Source organism: Inquilinus sp. CA228, from assembly GCF_052078665.1.
Lineage (GTDB): Bacteria > Pseudomonadota > Alphaproteobacteria > DSM-16000 > Inquilinaceae > Inquilinus.
In genome coordinates this window covers 20,830-37,796 of the sequence record NZ_JBQJIK010000058.1, presented here as the reverse complement: position 1 = coordinate 37,796, position 16,967 = coordinate 20,830, and the positions used below count along the sequence as shown (strand labels likewise).

16 protein-coding genes are annotated in these 16,967 nt (G+C 69.5%); 13 read left to right on the top strand and 3 right to left on the bottom strand.

Annotated features, from left to right (window positions below):
* The first annotated feature begins 1 nt into the window (after nt 1).
* From ACTOWL_RS25915 to ACTOWL_RS25905, 3 genes are all read left to right on the top strand, one after another.
* Nucleotides 2–1,873 carry a GldG family protein gene (locus tag ACTOWL_RS25915; protein ID WP_441324175.1) on the top strand — a complete coding sequence of 624 codons (1,872 nt, stop codon included), beginning with the start codon at nt 2–4 and terminating at the stop codon, nt 1,871–1,873.
* Nucleotides 1,874–2,136: 263 nt separating this feature from the next.
* Nucleotides 2,137–2,826: a calcium-binding protein gene (locus ACTOWL_RS25910; protein ID WP_441324174.1), complete on the top strand. Its 690-nt coding sequence runs from the start codon at nt 2,137–2,139 to the stop codon at nt 2,824–2,826.
* Nucleotides 2,827–3,159: 333 nt separating this feature from the next.
* The gene (locus ACTOWL_RS25905; protein WP_441324173.1) at nt 3,160–4,659 is read left to right on the top strand and encodes a substrate-binding domain-containing protein; all 1,500 of its coding nucleotides are present in this window, start codon (nt 3,160–3,162) and stop codon (nt 4,657–4,659) included.
* A gap of 88 nt (nt 4,660–4,747) precedes the next feature.
* On the opposite strand, the gene ACTOWL_RS25900 is transcribed toward ACTOWL_RS25905, so the two are convergent.
* Nucleotides 4,748–5,338: a dioxygenase family protein gene (locus tag ACTOWL_RS25900; RefSeq protein ID WP_441324172.1), complete on the bottom strand. Its 591-nt coding sequence runs from the start codon at nt 5,336–5,338 to the stop codon at nt 4,748–4,750.
* Nucleotides 5,339–5,423: 85 nt separating this feature from the next.
* Nucleotides 5,424–6,266, bottom strand: coding sequence for an alpha/beta hydrolase (locus ACTOWL_RS25895; protein WP_441324171.1), 843 nt, complete (start codon nt 6,264–6,266; stop codon nt 5,424–5,426).
* A 92-nt stretch (nt 6,267–6,358) separates the two neighbouring features.
* On the opposite strand from ACTOWL_RS25895, the gene ACTOWL_RS25890 reads away from it, so the two are divergent.
* The 9 genes from ACTOWL_RS25890 (at nt 6,359) to ACTOWL_RS25850 (ending at nt 14,959) form a co-directional block, all read left to right on the top strand.
* The gene (locus tag ACTOWL_RS25890) at nt 6,359–7,339 is read left to right on the top strand and encodes a GlxA family transcriptional regulator (protein WP_441324170.1); all 981 of its coding nucleotides are present in this window, start codon (nt 6,359–6,361) and stop codon (nt 7,337–7,339) included.
* 110 nt (nt 7,340–7,449) lie between these two features.
* Nucleotides 7,450–8,754: a M24 family metallopeptidase gene (locus ACTOWL_RS25885; protein WP_441324169.1), complete on the top strand. Its 1,305-nt coding sequence runs from the start codon at nt 7,450–7,452 to the stop codon at nt 8,752–8,754.
* The gene (locus ACTOWL_RS25880; RefSeq protein ID WP_441324168.1) at nt 8,754–9,437 is read left to right on the top strand and encodes an isochorismatase family protein; all 684 of its coding nucleotides are present in this window, start codon (nt 8,754–8,756) and stop codon (nt 9,435–9,437) included. The genes ACTOWL_RS25885 and ACTOWL_RS25880 overlap by 1 nt, the downstream gene beginning before the upstream one ends.
* 29 nt (nt 9,438–9,466) lie before the next feature.
* Nucleotides 9,467–10,129, top strand: a complete 663-nt coding sequence (locus tag ACTOWL_RS25875) for an ABC transporter permease (protein WP_441324167.1) — start codon at nt 9,467–9,469, stop codon at nt 10,127–10,129.
* Nucleotides 10,126–11,247 carry an ABC transporter ATP-binding protein gene (locus ACTOWL_RS25870; RefSeq protein ID WP_441324166.1) on the top strand — a complete coding sequence of 374 codons (1,122 nt, stop codon included), beginning with the start codon at nt 10,126–10,128 and terminating at the stop codon, nt 11,245–11,247. The genes ACTOWL_RS25875 and ACTOWL_RS25870 overlap by 4 nt, the downstream gene beginning before the upstream one ends.
* Entirely contained in the window at nt 11,244–12,020 is a 777-nt protein-coding gene (locus ACTOWL_RS25865; RefSeq protein ID WP_441324165.1) for an ABC transporter permease, read from the top strand. The genes ACTOWL_RS25870 and ACTOWL_RS25865 overlap by 4 nt, the downstream gene beginning before the upstream one ends.
* Before the next feature lie 31 nt (nt 12,021–12,051).
* Complete coding sequence (locus tag ACTOWL_RS25860; protein ID WP_441324164.1) at nt 12,052–12,942, top strand: glycine betaine ABC transporter substrate-binding protein; 891 nt, start codon at nt 12,052–12,054, stop codon at nt 12,940–12,942.
* A gap of 197 nt (nt 12,943–13,139) precedes the next feature.
* Nucleotides 13,140–13,817: a GntR family transcriptional regulator gene (locus ACTOWL_RS25855; RefSeq protein WP_441324163.1), complete on the top strand. Its 678-nt coding sequence runs from the start codon at nt 13,140–13,142 to the stop codon at nt 13,815–13,817.
* A gap of 35 nt (nt 13,818–13,852) precedes the next feature.
* The gene (locus ACTOWL_RS25850) at nt 13,853–14,959 is read left to right on the top strand and encodes a mandelate racemase/muconate lactonizing enzyme family protein (protein WP_441324162.1); all 1,107 of its coding nucleotides are present in this window, start codon (nt 13,853–13,855) and stop codon (nt 14,957–14,959) included.
* An 11-nt stretch (nt 14,960–14,970) separates the two neighbouring features.
* Here the strand turns inward: ACTOWL_RS25850 and ACTOWL_RS25845 are convergent, their stop codons facing one another.
* Complete coding sequence (locus tag ACTOWL_RS25845) at nt 14,971–15,723, bottom strand: GntR family transcriptional regulator (RefSeq protein WP_441324161.1); 753 nt, start codon at nt 15,721–15,723, stop codon at nt 14,971–14,973.
* A gap of 168 nt (nt 15,724–15,891) precedes the next feature.
* Between ACTOWL_RS25845 and ACTOWL_RS25840 the strand changes: the two genes are divergently transcribed.
* Nucleotides 15,892–16,914 (top strand): sugar ABC transporter substrate-binding protein, encoded by a 1,023-nt coding sequence (locus ACTOWL_RS25840; protein WP_441324160.1) that lies wholly within the window; start codon nt 15,892–15,894, stop codon nt 16,912–16,914.
* Nucleotides 16,915–16,967: the final 53 nt, after the last annotated feature.

Sequence of the window (16,967 nt, the reverse complement as noted above, 5' to 3'; positions counted from 1 at the left end):
GATGCGGCGCCCGCTCCGACACCGGCTGACCGGACTCGCCGTCCTGGCCCTGGCGCTGGCGGCCACGGTCGGCGTCAACCTCTGGGCCGACGGCGCCCTGCGCGGGCACCGGCTCGACCTCAGCGAGGACCGACGGCACGCCCTCGGCGCCGCCACCAACGCCGTGCTGGGCGGGTTGAGCCAGCCGGTGACGCTGCGGCTCGTCGTCTCCGACCGGATCGCCGCCGCCTCCCCCGCTTTGGCCGGCTATGCCCGCCGGGTCGAGGCGCGGCTAGAGGATTATGCCGCCGCCGCCGGCGACCGGCTGACCCTGCAGCGCGAGGCGCCGGAGCCGTTCAGCGACGCCGAGGACCGCGCCGTGCAGGACGGGCTGCTGGGCCTGCCGCTGACCAAGGGCGGCGACCCGATCTATTTCGGCCTGGTCGGCAGCAGCCCCGCCGACCGGGTCGCCATCCCGTTCCTGCGGCCGGAGGAGGAGCCGGCGCTGGACCTGCAGCTGACCCGGATGATCGCGCGGCTGGCCTCGCCGGACCGGCGCCAGGTGGCGGTGGTCAGCACCCTGCCGCTGGGCGGGGCGCTGGCCTTCGGCGGCCGGGTGCTGCCGGCCTTCACCGCCTATCGCGACATGCAGGCGGATTTCGACCTGCGGCCGATCGCGATCAACGACCTGGCGGCCAAGGGCACCGCGGCGCTCGACCCCGCCGTGATCGACGTGCTGCTGCTGGTGCATCCGCGCGACCTGCCGCCGACCGCGCAATATGCGATCGACCAGTTCCTGATGGCCGGCGGCCGCGCCTTGGTCCTGGTCGACCCGCTGTCCGAGGCGGCGGCGGAGCGGCTGCCGGAGCAGGCGGCGCGCGGCGCCTCCTTCTCCGCCCTCGGCGCGTTCGGGCCGAGCTGGGGGCTGAACCTCGATATCGGCCGGGTGGCCGGCGACCGCAATCTCGCCTCCAGCATCACCGTCCGGCGCGACGACGGCCGGCCGCTGCAGCTGCAGCATCTGGTGTGGCTCACCCTGGGCGAGCGGAATCGCGACGCCGCGGACCCGGCCTTTGCCGGCCTCGGGCCGATCACGGTCGGCACCGCCGGCATCCTGCGGCCGCTGCTGGGCGCGAGCACGAGCTTCTCGCCGCTCCTGTTCACCACCGACCAAGGCAGCCCGGTCGATGTCGACGAGATCGTGCCGCACACCGATCCGCAGACGCTGTGGGCCGTCCATCCGACCGGCAGCGAGCGGCTGGTGCTGGCGGCGCGAATCGGCGGCCATGCCCGCAGCGCCTTCGCCAACCAGCTGCCGGACGGCATCGACGCCGCCGCGGCGCGGAAGCTTGAAACCGACGCGCTCGATCTCGTGGTGATCGCCGACACCGACATCCTCGACGACCGCTTCTGGGTCGCCCGCGGCCAGCCCGGACAGCCGGCCCGCGCCTTCGCCGCCAATGGCGACTTCCTGCTGGCGCTGCTGGAGGAGCTGTCCGGGGCGCAGGACCTGTCGGCCCTGCGCAACCGGTCGGCCGGCGCCCGGCCCTTCACCCGGATCGCCGAGATCGGCCGCGCCGCGGCGCCACGGCTGCAGGACAGCGAGACGGCGCTGACCGAAAGGCTGGCGCAGTTCCAGCGCGACATGGCGGCGGCCCAAGGGGCCGAAGGCGGCGCCGAGCCGTCGCGCCAGGCGATCGAGGCGCTGCGGATCAAGGTGGTCGACACCCGGCGGGAGCTGCGCGAGGTGAGGCAGGCCCTGCGCGCCGATGTCGAGACGATCGAGAGGACCCTGATCTGGCTCAATGTCGCGGCCATACCGATCACAATAATTCTACTCGTCATTCTGGTAGTGATATTTCGCTCAATCCGAATACGGCCTCGCTTGTCATAATACGGTTCAAATATACTCTTTTGAATCAACGTGGAAATTTCGGATTGATTCAAAATAATTGCTTAAAATTATTCTTATCGATTTGAGGTATATTTGATTACTTCACGGTTGAGTCTCACAGCTGCAACAGAGAATCGATAGGATTTTCTATACCGGCTTGGCGAGTCCGCAAGAGCGGACGTGAAGGGCGGCCCCTGAGCTTCGCCAGACCGTCGGGGTCGCCTCGGCACAGACATGCGAACCTTGATGCAAGGGGGAGAACCATGAGTCAGATCATCGGGACCGAGGCCGACGACTATCTCGCCGGCACTGCGGACAGCGACATCATCCAGGGGCTGGGCGGCCCCGACACGATCGAGGCCTTCGAAGGCAATGACCTGATCGATGGCGGCGCCGACGACGACCTGCTCGATGGCGGCGCCGGCAACGACATCATTCTCGGCGGCACGGGCGCCGATTCGCTCCTGGGCGGCGACGGTAACGACATCACCTATGGCGGCGACGGCAGCGATTCGCTCAGCGGCGGCGCCGGCACCGACCTCTTGTTCGGTGGAGCCGACAACGACAGCGTCGCCGGCGGCGACGGCAACGACATGATCCATGGCGACGCGGGTCGCGACACGCTGACCGGCGGCGCCGGCGTGGACACGTTCATCTACGCGAGCGCGTCCGACAGCACGGCGGCGGCGGCGGATGTGATCCGTGACTTCTCGTCGGCCGACGATGTGATCAACCTGCTCCTGGTCGACGCCAACAGCACCCGTTCCGGCAACCAGGCCTTCACCTTCATCGGCGAGAGCGACTTCTCCGGCCATGCCGGCCAACTGCGGTTCGAAGCCGTCAGCGACAGCGCGGTGCGGGTCGAGGGCGACCTGAACGGCGATTCGGTTGCCGACTTTGCCATCGACGTGCGCGGCACCGGCACTCTGACCGCCGGCGATTTCGTTCTCTAAGTTCTAATTTATGTTAATTGAGGCGAGAATACTTCAGCACGTATTCTCGCCTCGCCATAAATTATTCTACAACAACGGTATTTTATCGACTTTTTACAAACATACGTTCACGAATATTAAATGATTCAATCACCGTTTCATCAGAAATATTTGAGACTATTGGAGTTGGAAGGGGGAGGCAGGCTCTGAGGCTCCAGGCTTCATTTCGAACCTCCAGATGCAGGAGGTCAGGGTGAGGCTGGATCCGCGGGACTTCGTCCCCTTCGTGCGGGGAACACCGCCGCAGCGGCGGTGATCGACACACTTGTCCCAGACGTGAAGAAGGAGACGACTTTGTCCAAGCTTCTGAAGTCCTGCAGCCTGCTGGCGCTCGCCGTGGGCGGCCTGACGCTCAACAGCGCCCCGGCTTCGGCCGCGGCCTACTACAGCGGCGGCGCGACCCTGCCCTTTGGCGTGTATCTGCGCTGGTTCCAGGAGACCAACGGCGGGATTGCTCTCGGCAGCTGCGTTCCCTCGACGACGCAGTGCTTCGCCTATGCCCCGACCGGCAGCGGCGCCGGCATCACCGCGTTCATCAACGAGCAGTCGATGAACGCGGTGCCGAGCGACACGCCCTATGAGAATGCGTCCATTCCCTACGCCGAGACGCCCGGCAACGGCTACGGCGCCGGCGGCGAGTTCTTCGACTTCGCCGGCAGCGACGCCGTCCTGACCGCCACGAACATCAGCAACTACAACGCCGCAACCGGCCCGCTGGCACTCCGCGGCCCGGCGATCCAAGTCCCGACCGTCGGCAGCCCGGTCGCGATCGCCTTCAACCCGACCGGCCTGACCATCGATCCCGACCGCGAGATCCCCGCGGGCGCCAAGTCGGCGACCGGCGGCTCCAGCGCGCTGTATCTGTCGCGCCGGGCCTATTGCGGCATCTTCACCGGCACCATCACCAACTGGAACGACCCGATCCTCACCGCCGACAACCTCGGCACGCCGCTGGTCGCCGTCTCCACGCCGATCAACGTCGTTGTCCGCCAGGAGAGCAGCGGCACCACCTTCCTGTTCACCCGTCATCTCGAGGCGGCGTGCAACGGCGCGGTCGACAACAGCCATCCCGCCAACCCGGGCAACCTCGCCAACTACAGCTTCGGCGTCGGCACCGGTGGCCCCGCCGCACCCATCACCTGGCCCGCGGGCTTCACCCGCGCGACCGGCAGCAACGGCGTTGCGGCCGCCGTCGACTCCACCTCGGGCGCCATCGGCTACGTCAGCGCGGACTACACCGCTCAGGCCATCTCGCCTGAGATCGCCTCGCCGCCGCCGGCCGCCAACCTGCAGCGGCGCGACAGCTTCGACGCCGGCACGGACGTCGCGACGCCGGGCGGCCTGCCGCTCGACCTCCCGATCCCGCCGGCCCCGACCTATACCCAGAACTCGATCGACGGCCTCGTGATCCCGGCGATCGACACCACCGCGCCGTTCACCAACGACGCGCTGTGGAGCGCCGCGCTCGACGCCGCTGCGCTGCACAACCCGCATGACGACACCGTGGCGCCGATCTTCGATCCGGCCAACCCGGAAGCCTATCCGATCGCCGGCTTCACCATGCTGAACTTCTACAGCTGCTACTTCCCGGCGACCGAGACCACTGCGATCCGGAAGTTCATCACCGACTACACCAACGGCGGCGTCTACGACACGGCTGCGCGCAATCGCGGCTTCGCCCCGCTGACCGCCAGCATCAAGACCGCGGTCAAGAACCTGGCCCTCAACACCGCGGCCACCCAGATCCGGACTGGCCCGAGCGGCACCTTCTGCACCATCGCGACGGGCTCCTAAGCCTCGACATCCGGACGCGGGCCGCTTCCGGCCTGTGTTCTCAGCCCTGGCCCGCCCCCCACAAGGGGGCGGGCTTTTTCTTGATCCGTCACACGACGAAGTCGAAGCGGCCGAACCTTCCATCCTGCACATCGGTGACGGCGAGCAGCAGGCGCTCGTCGAACAGACCATCGCGCCGGTTCCCGGGCTCGCCGGGGAAGAACAGCTGCGTGGTCAGGATCGATCCGCCCGCCCGCTGCACCTTGAAATGATAGTGCCGCGTGCGGCCAGGATAGAGCGCCGGCACGATGGTGGCGAACCACCACCGGCCGCCGTCATCGCTGAACTGGTGGCCGCGGAACCGGAATCCGGCGTTGTCGTAGCGGCCGGCCGCATCGGCGTGCCAGATCTGCACCAGCGCGTTGGGGACGGGCCGGCAATCGGCATCCAGCACGAAGCCGGCGACGGTGATCCTCTCGCCGGACGGAACGTCCGCAGCCAGGTCCCGCGTCAACGGGGCGTCGGGCTTGAAGAAAGGCCCTTCCGAGCTCGCCGGCGTGGCGTCGTCATCGTCACAGGCCGGCGTCGGCAGCAGCCGCGCCGGCGGCGTTTCCGCCCCGGCCGGGCTGCCGGCCAGGAACGGCAGGGCGGAGGCAGACAGAAAGGTCGCAAGGACGGTCCGGCGCGTCGGCTGCATCATGATCTTCCTCCTCCGGCGGGCGCCGGTTCTTCAGAAGATGGGCAGGCCGGCAGAGCCGGGAAAGGCGTCGCCGCCGAATCCGGCGTCAAACGGCGCCGACGCGCTGCTTCAGCCAGCCGGCGAGAGCCTGCAGCTCGCGCAGCGCGACGGGATCGCGGCCGGCGCCTTTGAGGAAGCCGTGGTCCTGGCCGGCGGCCACGACGAAGCGGCTGTCCGCGCGGGAGCCGAGGCGCTGGAACAGCAGGGCGGAATCGTCGAACACCGCGTCCAGTTCCGCCGCCAGGGCATAGGCCGGCACGGCGACCTCGCCGGCGAAGTCCAGGGGCCAGGCGTCCGGCGCCGCCGGGCCGAGACGGCGGTACATGATCGACAGCGTCGCCGCATCCAGCCCGTTCTCCGCCGTGCCATGGCGGGCGATGCTGCCGCCCGCGATGCCGCCGAACCCGCCATACAGCAGGGCCAGCCCGGCGATCTGGGCCTGCATTGCCGGATCGAGCCCCCGCAGCCCCCACAGCGCGACGCAGGCCCCGGCGCTGTCGCCGGCCAGGATGAGCCTGTCCGTACCCATTCCGGCGAGGGCCGCGCAGGCGGCGACGGCGTCGTCGCGCTGAGCCGGGAACGGGTGCTCCGGGGCCAGGCGGTAGCGCGCCGACAGCACCCGCATCCCGGTCAGCTGCGCCAGCCAGCCGGTGACGCAGCGATGGCTCGCCGGGCTTCCGGCGACGAAGCCGCCGCCGTGGAAATACAGGATCGCGGCATCCGGCGCGGGATCCGGCGGCGTAAACAGCAGGCCGCCGCGGAAGGCGCCCGCCTCCGCCACCGCCGTCTCGCGAACATCCTCAGGCAGCGGCCCTGCCCGCTCTTCGGCATCCCGGGCGTGGTGCGCCCGCAGCTCCGCGGGACTCGATGTGGCCCATGACACGCTCATGCGACGCCATCCGGACTGGGGACGTTGACCGCGCCGTCGCCGGGCGGAACACTGTCCGACAGGGATGCAACGACCAGCGCCGGGGACGCAACGTGATTCAGCCACCGGCGCCGCGCGGGCGCGCACAGCAGGGGACGCCGATCACCTTCGCCGTCCTGGTCTTCCCCGGCTTCCCGACCATGGCCTTCAGCTCGGTGATCGAGCCGCTGCGCGCCGCCAACATCCTGGCCCGGCGCGAGTGCTACCGCTGGATCGCCGTCGGCCTGTCCGGCGGCAAGGTCCGGGCGTCGAACGGCTTCGCCATCGAGCCGGTGCAGGGGGCGCGCGAGGCGCCGCTGGTCGACCGCATCGTGGTGTGCTCCGGCGGCGATGCCGATCATGTGGTGGCCGAGCACGCGGTCGCCTGGATCCGCCGCAACCGGCGGGCCGGGGCCTGGATCGGCGCGGTCGCCGACGCCGCCTTCTTCCTGGCCCGGGCCGGGCTGCTGGACGGCCATGCCTGCACCCTGCACTGGACCAGCCAGCCCGCCTTCACCGAGGCCTTCCCCGAGATCGAGCTGCGCCGCGACCTCTACGTCATCGACCGCAAGCGCTTTACCTCGGCCGGCGGCGTCGGCAGCCTGGACATGATGCTGGACATCATCGGCACGGATTGCGGGGCCGAGCTGGCGGCCGGCGTCGCCGAATGGTTCGTGCACAGCCCGCTGCGCTCCAGCGTCGACCGCAAGCTGATGCCGCTGCGGCTGCGCACCGGCATCCGGGACGAGCTGGTGCTGTCGGCGATCGCGATCATGGAGGAGGCGGTGGAGGACCGGCTGCGGATGACCGGGCTGGCCGGCCGCCTCGGCATCTCCGCCGACCGGTTGGAGCGCGCCTTCCGCGCGGCGGCCGGCACCTCCCCCGGCGCCTATTACCGCCGGCTGCGGCTGCGGCGGGCAGCGGACCTGCTGGCCCATTCCACCCTGCCGGTGCGCAACGTCGCCCTGGCCTGCGGCTTTTCCGACATGTCGAGCTTCGCCCGGGCGTTCCGGGAGCAGGAGGGCGTCTCGCCCCGCGCCGCACGCAGGCCTTAGGCAGCCCCACGTCGTCATCGCCATTTGCGGAAATCCACACACTCTTTGCGGATTCTCGCACGAACTGTACCTGCCGGGCGTCGCATCCTGGGTCCAACAGGGAGACGCGAATGAGCATCGTGGTGTTCAACCCCGACAGCGTCGAGGACGTCGATTTCGCCGAGCGGATGCGCCACCCGGCCACCGCGGACGCCGCCGTCGGCATGTGGCTGTCGGACACCGAGCCGTCCTATGTCGACGTCCATGCGCTGCGCCAGGGCCGGCTGGCCCGGCTGCGCCGCTGGATGGCCGAGGCCGGCTACGGCGCGGTGGTGCTGTTCGACCCGTACAACCAGCGCTACGCCACCGGGTCGCGCAACATGTTCGGCTACTTCCTGCGCAACTCGACCCGCTACTTCTTCGTGCCCGCCGCAGGGCCGATCGTCCTGTTCGAATACCCGCAGAGCTATCACGTCTCGACCGTGCTCGACACGGTGGACGAGGCGCGGCCGTCCAAGCTGGTCTGGTCCTCGGTGTCGAACCGCGACGGCGAGAGCGCCGGCGCCTTCGCCGACGAGATCGCCGAGCTGCTGCGGGCCCATGGCGGCGGGTCGATGAAGATCGGCCTCGACCGCTGCAACCACCTGCACGCGCTGGCGCTGGAGAAGCGCGGCTGCACCGTCACCGACTGCCAGGGCGAGATCCTGGCCGTGCGCGCGGTGAAGACGCTGGAGGAGATCAAATGCCTGCAGGCGTCGATGGCCGGGGCGGAGGCGGCGGTCGCCGCGGTGCGCGAGGCGATCAAGCCCGGCATCTCGGAGAACGAGCTGTTCGCCATCATGTATCACGAGGTGATCCGGCAGGGCGGCGAGTTCATCGAGACCCGGCTGCTGACCTCCGGCCAGCGCACCAACCCCTGGTTCAGCGAGGCCGGCGGCCGCAAGGTCAGGCCGGGCGAGCTGGTGGCGCTCGATACCGACACGATCGGCTGCTATGGCTACTACTCCGACTTCTCGCGCACCTTCCGCTGCGGCCCGGGCCGGCCGAGCGATTACCAGAAGATGCTGTACCGGATGGCGCACGACCAGATCCGGCACAATATCGGCATCGTCAAGCCGGGCATGGCGTTCCGCGAGGTGGCGGAGAAGGCCTGGAAGATCCCCGACCGCTTCGTCGAGCAGCGCTACACCTCGGTCATGCACGGCGTCGGCATGCATGGCGAGACGCCGTTCATCGCCCATGCCATGGACTATGAGACCTATGGCCGGGAGGGACATCTGGTGCCCGGCATGGTGGTCAGCGTCGAGAGCTATGTCGGCGAGAAGGGCGGCCGCGAGGGCGTGAAGCTGGAGGACGAGATCCTGATCACCGAGACCGGCACCGAGCTGCTGTCGCGCTTCCCCTATGAGGACGAATTCCTGGACGGGGAGGTGTGATGCGGACGGCCCTGACCATCGAGCCGGGCAAGGTGGCGGCGCTGTTCGTCGACCTGCAGGAGGAGCACCGGAAGGACCGCCGCTACCTGGTCGAAGGCTTCGACGCGGTGATCGGCAACGTCCAGCGGCTGCAGCGGGCGGCGCGGGCGGCCGGCGTCCCGGTGCTGCACTCCGCCTATGTCGTCGACCAGGCGGCGCAGCGGGCGAAACCGTTTCACCCGGTGATGGCGGACGGCACCTCGGCCTTCAGCGACGCCAACGACCCGATGTCGGAGATCTGCGCCGAGGTCGGCCCGACCGACCGCGAGCCCGTGCTGGTGAAGTCGGACGCCAGCGCCTTCACCGGGGGCGGGCTGGCCGACCGGCTGGCGGCGCTGGGCACCGAATGGCTGTTCGTGGCCGGGGTGTGGACCGAAGCCTGCATCGCCGAGACGGTGCGGGATGCGGTCGGGCGCGGCCTCCGCGTCGTCCTGGTCAAGGATTCCTGCGGCAGCGGCAGCACGGCGATGCACCAGACCGCGATCCTCAACCTCGCCAATCGCCTCTATGGCGGCGCGGTGGTCGACACCGAAGGCGCCTGCCGGCTGATGGCCGGCGGGACGGTCGAGGCGTGGCGGGTGCAGGGATCGGCGCCGCTGCGCTTCACCTATGACAACGCGGCGAGGCTCTATCTCGACCTTTGACGGCGGGGCAATCACGGGAACGCGGCCTGATGGAGACGCTCACCTTTGCCTACGACAACCTGGACGTGATCGCGGCGCGGGCGCTGGAGCACGTGTCGATCGTCGCCGTCGCGGTCTCGATCGCGATCGTCACCGCCGTCCCGATCGGCATCGCCATCACCCAGTCGAGGCGGGCCGCGGATGTGGTCCTCTACCTCGCCTCGATGATGATCACCGTGCCGTCGGTGGCGCTGTTCGGGCTGATGATCCCGCTCTTGTCGCCGATCGGCCACGGCATCGGCACCGTCCCGGCCGTGATTGCGATCATCCTCTATTCGCAGCTGCCGATCATCCGCAACACCTACACCGCCATCGTCGATGTCGACCCGGCGCTGCGCGAGGCCGGCATCGGCATGGGCATGAGCGCGGCGCAGCGGCTGCGCCAGGTCGAGATCCCGCTGGCGATCCCGGTGATCATGGCCGGCATCCGCACCGCCGCGGTGATGAACATCGGGGTGACGGCAATCGCCGCCTATATCGGCGCCGGCGGCCTCGGCACCTTCATCGCGCGCGGCATCAGCCAGTCGGACCCGCGGCAGCTGATCACCGGCGCGGTCGCGGTGTCGCTGCTGGCGATCGCGGTCGACCTGCTGCTGGCGCTGGTGCAGCGGCGGCTGACCTCGAAGGGGCTGGCCCGGGGGGCCGTGGCATGATCCGGCTGGACCGCCTGACCAAGGTCTTCGACACCCCTTCCGGCCCGGTGGTGGCGGTCGACGAGGTCAGCTTCGAGCTGCCGGCCGGCGAGATCTGCGTCCTGCTCGGCCCGTCGGGCTGCGGCAAGACCACGACCATGCGGATGATCAACCGCCTGATCGAGCCGACCGGCGGCACCGTGTTCATCGACGGCCGCGACACCCGGACGGTCGACCCGATCCGGCTGCGCCGGTCTATCGGCTACGTCATCCAGCAGATCGGGCTGTTCCCAAACAAGACCGTGGCCGAGAACATCTGCGTCGTGCCCGACCTGCTGGGCTGGGACCGCAAGAAGTCCCGCGCCCGCGCCGCCGAGCTGCTGGAGCTGGTGGCGATGGAGCCGGCGGTGTTCATGGACCGCTACCCGAAGGAGCTGTCGGGCGGGCAGCAGCAGCGCGTCGGCGTGATCCGCGCCCTGGCGGCGGACCCACCGGTGCTGCTGATGGACGAGCCCTTCGGCGCCATCGACCCGATCAACCGCGAGGCGATCCAGGACGAGTTCCTGCGCATGCAGGCGGCGCTGCGGAAGACCGTGATCTTCGTCTCGCACGACCTGGACGAGGCGGTGAAGATGGCCGACCGGGTCGCCATCTTCCGCGCCGGGCGGCTGGAGCAGTTCGCGACGCCGGAGCAGTTGCTGGCCAACCCCGCCACCCCGTTCATCGAGACCTTCCTCGGCACCGACCGCACGCTGAAGCGGCTGCGGCTGGTGCGCATCGCCGACGTGCCCCTGGGCCGGCCCGGCATCGTCCGGCACGACGACCCGGTCGGCCGGGCGCGCGAGCTGATGCAGGCCAGCGGCTGCCCGGCCGTGCTGGTGCTGGATGCGGACGGCCAGCCCGGCGCCATGGTCTCGGGCAGCCGGGCCGGCGCCGTCCGCGGCGGCACCTGCGGCGACTGCGCCGAGCCGATCCGCGCCACCATCCCCCTGACTGCCGACCTGCGCAGCGCCGTGACGCTGATGTTCGCGCATGACATGCCGCTGCTGCCCTGCGTCGACGCCGAGGGCCGGATCCAGGGCGCCCTGACCTATGCCGGCATCATCCGCGGCCTGTCGGCGCGGCGGGCATCGGCATGAGCGATATCAAAGCCTGGACCGGGCGTGTGGGACCGCCGTCGACCGGGCGGCCGCTGCCGGTGCCGGGCATCGCGGCGCTGCTGTGGCTGCTGCTGGCCGCGGCGGCGGTGCTGTGGTGGCTGGCGAGCGACATGCCGGCCGAGATCCTGTCCTATGAGGAGGACATCGTCTTCCTCGGCATCCAGCATATCGAGTTGGTGGCCTGGGCCGGCGGGCTGGCCATCCTGACCGGCGTGCCGGCCGGCGCCATGCTGTCGCGGCCGGCCTTCCGCCGCTCGGCCGAGCTGATCCTGCAGGTCTTCAACCTCGGCACCACGATCCCGACGCTGGCAGTGCTGGCGCTGAGCATGACGGTGCTCGGCATCGGCACGGTGCCGTCGGTGTTCGGCCTGTGGGCGGCGACGCTGCTGCCGATCGTCCGCAACACCTATGCCGGGCTGCGTAACGTGCCGACGCCGCTGATCGAGGCGGCGCGGGGCATGGGCATGACCGCCGGCCAGGTGTTCTGGCGGGTCGAGCTGCCGAACGCGCTGTTCATCATCTTCGGCGGCGTCCGGACCGCCCTGTCGATTTGCGTCGGCACCGCGCCGCTGGCCTTCCTGATCGGCGCCGGCGGCCTGGGCGAGCTGATCTTCACCGGCATCGCCCTGAACGACCTGCCGATGATGCTGGCCGGCGCCATCCCGACGGCGCTGCTGGCCGTCCTGACCGACTTCGTGGTCGGCCGGCTGCAGATCCATCTCGTGCCGCGCGGGATCAACCCGCTGCGGTGACAAGGGACACAAGCAAACAGGGAGCAAGTCGATGATCAAGACGACGTTGAAGCGGGCGATCCTGTCGGCGATCGCGCTGCTGGCCTGTGGCGGCGCCACCGGCGCGGCCGAGCTGACCGTCGGCGGCAAGGACTTCACCGAGCAGTTCCTGCTGGCCGAGATGACCAGGCAACTGCTGGAAAGCAAGGGCTACACGATCGAGAAGAAGGACGGGATGGGCACCAACATCGTCCGCGCCGCCCTCGAAAGCGGCGAGGTCAGCCTGTACTGGGAATACACCGGCACCTCGCTGGTCACCTTCAACAAGGTCACCGACAAGCTGACGCCGGACGAGACCTACGCCAAGGTGAAGGCGCTGGACGGCGCGAAGGGGCTGGTGTGGCTGGCCCCGTCCAAGGCGAACAACACCTATGCCCTGGCCGTCCGCAAGGGCAACCCGAAGACCGACGGGATGGCGACGCTGTCCGACCTCGCCGCCGCCTACAAGGACGGCAAGGACCCGGTGATGGCGACCACGGCCGAGTTCCCGAAGCGCGAGGACGGGCTCCTGGGCCTGCAGAAGGCCTACGACTTCAAGGCCGGCCGCGCCAATGTCCGGCCGATGGAGATCGGCTTGGTGTTCCCGGCCCTCGCCAATGGCGATGTCGACGTCTCGGTGGTGGCGGCGACCGACGGCCGCATCGCCGCGATGGACCTGACCCTGCTCAAGGACGACAAGGGCTTCTTCCCGAACTACGCGCTGGTGCCGGTGGTGCGGCAGGACGTGCTCGACGCCCATCCCGACCTCAAGCCCCTGCTCGAGACCCTGGCCACCCGGCTGGACGACGCGACGATGCAGCGCCTGAACGGCGAGGTCGACGTGCAGAAGAAGACGATCGAGGCGGTCGCCACGGAGTATCTGAAAGAGAACAACATGTTCTGACGCGGTCCGGCTCCAGCGTGCCCATCACCGGACGCTGTCGGGCACGCTGTGGATCGCGTTGCGTGCCCCTCGTGCGGCTGTGTCGTCCCATCGGCCTCGAAGGCCCGCGCGCGAAGCTGAATCATGCACGATCCACGATGCATGATTGACTCCACCCCGGCCCGGCCGCTATCAGGGCCGGGTCCGGGAGGATCGTCGTGCCGCAGAAAGCCGCCATCTCCCGCGTCGTCCTGGCCGACCAGGTCGTGCGGGTGCTGCAGGAGCGCATCCTCGACCGGGTCTATGAGCCAGGCGCGCGGCTGAACATCGATGCCCTGTCGCGCGAGCTGGAGGTCAGCTCGTCGCCGATCCGCGAAGCCTTGATGCGCCTCGCCGCCGACGGGCTGGTCGCAACCTCCTCCTTCGCCGGCTTCTCGGTGGCGCCGGTGCCGCCGCGCGACTGGTTCGAGCAACTGCTGGCCTATCGCGTACTGGCCGAGGGCTGGGCCGCCCGGCAGATGGCGCGGCGCCGGCCGGACGCGGCGATCGGACGGATGCGCGAGAGCCTGGCGGCGATGGAGAGCGGCCGGCTGGGCCGCAAGGCGCGCGACTACATCACCACCAGCCAGGCCGACCAGGCCTTCCACGAGGCCATGCTGGACGGCGCCGGCAACGAGATCCTGGCCCGCAGCGTGCGCGACCTGCACCCACATCTGCATCACGCCCGGCTGTTCGCCAAGGTGCCGCAGGACATCGCCCCGGTGATCGTCGAGCACCAGGCCATCCTGGCCGCCATCGAAGCGGGCGAAGAGGACGGGGCGGCCGGGGCTCTGGAGCGGCACCTGCGCGCCTCCTGGCACCGCTACGACGGCTGGACGGCCGACGAACCGGCCTGACCCGGCCCATCCCTTCACCGCAAAGGACATCCCCCGTGGCCAAGATCGTTTCCGTCGAGATCCTGCAGGCCGACCTGAAGCCCAAGGTCAAGCGCACCGACGCGGTGCAGGCCTTCGAGCTGCAGGAGACGCCGATGGTCCGCATCATCGACGCGGACGGCGCCGTCGGCACCGGCTACAGCTACACCATCGGCACCGGCGGATCCTCCGTCGCCAGGCTGCTGGACGACCATCTGGCGCCGCTGCTGCTCGGCCGCGAGGCGGACGACATCGAGCGGATCTGGCGCGACCTGTTCTACCGCGTCCATGCCACCACGGTCGGCGCCCTGACCTCGATCGCGCTGGCCGCCATCGACACGGCGCTGTGGGACCTGCGCAGCCGCCGCACCGGCATCCCGCTGCACCGGCTGGCCGGCGGCGCCAAGGACAGCATCGAGCTGTACTACACCGAGGGCGGCTGGCTGCACCTGGACCAGGCGGCGTTGGTCGACGAAGCGCTGCAGGCCAAGGCGGCCGGCTTCGGCGGCACCAAGGTGAAGGTCGGCCGACGGCATGTGGCCGAGGACATGCGCCGGCTGTCGGCGGTGCGCGAGGCGGTCGGCCCGGAATGGGAGATCATGACCGACGCCAACCAGGGCTTCACCCTGGACGAGGCGGTGCGCCGGGTGCGCAGCTTCCAGGAGGTCGGCATCGCCTGGTTCGAGGAGCCGATCCACGCCGACGACGTCCGCGCCCATCAGCGCTTGGTCGCATCGACCAGCGTGCCGATCGCGGTCGGCGAATCCATGTACAGCATCTCGCAGTTCAAGGACTACCTGCAGAGCGACGCCTGCTCGATCGTCCAGGTCGATGTCGGCCGGATCGGCGGCATCACCCCATGGCTGAAGGTCGCGCACATGGCCGAGGCCTTCAACGTGCCGGTCTGTCCGCATTTCCTGATGGAGCTGCACCTGCCGCTGTGCTGCGCCGTGCCGAACAGCCGATGGCTGGAGTTCATCCCGCAGCTGGACCTGGTGACCACCGAGCAGATGCGGGTCGAGAACGGCCGGGCGATCCCGTCGGAGAAGCCGGGGCTGGGCATCGAGTGGGACTGGGCGGCGCTGGACCGCGTCATCGTCCACCGCAACCGGCACACCGGCTGATGACGGCTACCTCAGTCGACCACGTAGCGGCGGTAGCGCTCGGGCAGCTGGTCGAGCAGCACGAAGGCGCGGTCGACGTGGTAGACCAGCCGGGCCTCGGCCTCCGCCGCGTCGCCTTCGTCCAGCGCGTCGATGATCGCGGTGTGCTCCTCGACCACCAGGGGCAGCCGGTCCGGGCTGCCGAACAGCCGCATGAAGCGGGCCAGCCGGGTCCAGGCGGTCTGGATCGTGGTCCACACCCCCTCGCGGTTGGCGAAGCTCATCAGCAGGTGGTGGAACTCCGCATCCGCGGCGTGGAAGCCGTCCGAGTCCCCGGCCTCGAGCAGCAGCCGCTGCTTCGCCGGCACCGCCCGGGCCGCGGCGCTCATCGCCGGGGTCCAGATCTTCGCCGTCTCGCGCAGCACCGCCACCTCCAGCGCCCGGCGCACGAAATGCGCGTCGCCGATGCCGCTGAGCCGGATCGGGGCGACGAAGCTGCCCTGCTGCGGATAGACGTCGATCAGCCCCTCCTCCGCCAGCCGCTGGATCGCGGCCCGGATCGGCGTGCGCGACACGCCGAACTGCCGGCTGATGCTGTTCTCGCTGATCGGGGTGCCGGGCAGCAGATGGACGCCGACGATGGCGGCCCGCAGCGCCTCATGCACCTGGTCGGCGACCGGCAGGCGGCGGTCGAGGCGAAGGCGAATCGCCTGCAGCCCGCCGGTCTCCTCGTCCGGCTCGGCGGCGGCGATCGGCGGCGCTTCGGTTGGTGCGGCGATCGGCATCTCTCCCTCCCCGAACAGCGCAGCCTTCGGCCATTTGTCCGACCTGATTGGTCGAAAGAGCCACAATTCGATTGCGCCTTGCACACTTGGATACTAGCGTTTCACCGCGCCGTTCAAGTGCGCCGATGCCTTGGCGGCCTCAAGAAACCCTGGGGAGGATCTCGGAAAATGTCCCGACATGTCCGGAGTGTGGTTCTGGCCGGCCTGGCGCTGCTGGCGGGGGCCGGAGCGGCCGCCGCCGACGATACCCGCGTCGCCCTGGTGCCCGGCGGCCCGCACCCGTATTTCTCGGCCTGGGAGCAGGCAGGCAAGGACGCCGCCCGCGACTTCAAGCTCGCCGCCGCGGACTACAAGGTGCCGCAGAAGTGGGAGCTGAGCACCCAGAACCAGCTGCTCGAAAGCCTGGTGACCCAGGGCTACAACGCCTTCCTCGTCTTCCCCGGCGACCCGGTCGGCAGCGTCAGCACCGTGGCCGAGCTGGCGGATAGCGGCGCCCCGGTGATCGCCACCGCCGGCTGCCTGAAGGACCCGTCCGAAGCGCAGTTCTGCCTCGGCACCGATGTCGGCAACTCCGCCTATCTCGGCACCAAGGAACTGCTGAAGGCGATGGCCGGCAAGAAGCGGATCCTGCATGTCACCGGCTTCCTGGTCGACCCCAACACCCAGCTGCGCATCGACGCGGTGGAGAAGGCGGCGAAGGAGGACGGCGCGCAGGTCGTGCAGGTGATCGCCGACATCGACGCGCCGGAGCCGGCGGAAGAGAAGATCAACGCCTACCTCGCCGCCCATGCCGCCGATGTCGACGGCATCGTCAGCACCGCCTGGGTGCCGTCGGTGGTCGCCGCCAACGCGCTGCGCCGGATCGGCGACAAGCGCATCCAGATGGTCGCTATCGACCATGACGAGGTGGTGCTGAAGGCGATCAAGGACGGCTTCCTGCACGGCACCATGCTGCAGAACCCGTACGGCCAGGCCTATATCGGCTCCTACGTCGTCGACCGGCTGCGCAACGGCTGTACGCTCAAGGCCGACGCGCCGTGGAAGACCAACGCGCTGACCAGCCACTTCGTCGATTCCGGCACCGTCTTCGTCGGCGCCGACAAGGTGGATGGCTACGTCGCGGCGATGCAGGACATCACGAAGTCCCTGCTGGCCGGCTTCGAGAAGACCTATCTGAACTGCGCCTCCTAGCGGCTTCACCCGGCCGGGCCCTTGCGGCCCGGCCGGACTCCGCAGACCGTTTC

Coding starts and splice junctions, on each gene's coding strand:
- ACTOWL_RS25895 (WP_441324171.1), bottom strand. CDS start 6,266: ATGAGCGTGTCATGGGCCACATCGAGTCCCGCGGAGCTGCGGGCGCAC.
- ACTOWL_RS25860 (WP_441324164.1), top strand. CDS start 12,052: ATGATCAAGACGACGTTGAAGCGGGCGATCCTGTCGGCGATCGCGCTG.
- ACTOWL_RS25845 (WP_441324161.1), bottom strand. CDS start 15,723: ATGCCGATCGCCGCACCAACCGAAGCGCCGCCGATCGCCGCCGCCGAG.
- ACTOWL_RS25870 (WP_441324166.1), top strand. CDS start 10,126: ATGATCCGGCTGGACCGCCTGACCAAGGTCTTCGACACCCCTTCCGGC.
- ACTOWL_RS25865 (WP_441324165.1), top strand. CDS start 11,244: ATGAGCGATATCAAAGCCTGGACCGGGCGTGTGGGACCGCCGTCGACC.
- ACTOWL_RS25880 (WP_441324168.1), top strand. CDS start 8,754: ATGCGGACGGCCCTGACCATCGAGCCGGGCAAGGTGGCGGCGCTGTTC.
- ACTOWL_RS25910 (WP_441324174.1), top strand. CDS start 2,137: ATGAGTCAGATCATCGGGACCGAGGCCGACGACTATCTCGCCGGCACT.
- ACTOWL_RS25900 (WP_441324172.1), bottom strand. CDS start 5,338: ATGATGCAGCCGACGCGCCGGACCGTCCTTGCGACCTTTCTGTCTGCC.
- ACTOWL_RS25840 (WP_441324160.1), top strand. CDS start 15,892: ATGTCCCGACATGTCCGGAGTGTGGTTCTGGCCGGCCTGGCGCTGCTG.
- ACTOWL_RS25875 (WP_441324167.1), top strand. CDS start 9,467: ATGGAGACGCTCACCTTTGCCTACGACAACCTGGACGTGATCGCGGCG.
- ACTOWL_RS25885 (WP_441324169.1), top strand. CDS start 7,450: ATGAGCATCGTGGTGTTCAACCCCGACAGCGTCGAGGACGTCGATTTC.
- ACTOWL_RS25915 (WP_441324175.1), top strand. CDS start 2: ATGCGGCGCCCGCTCCGACACCGGCTGACCGGACTCGCCGTCCTGGCC.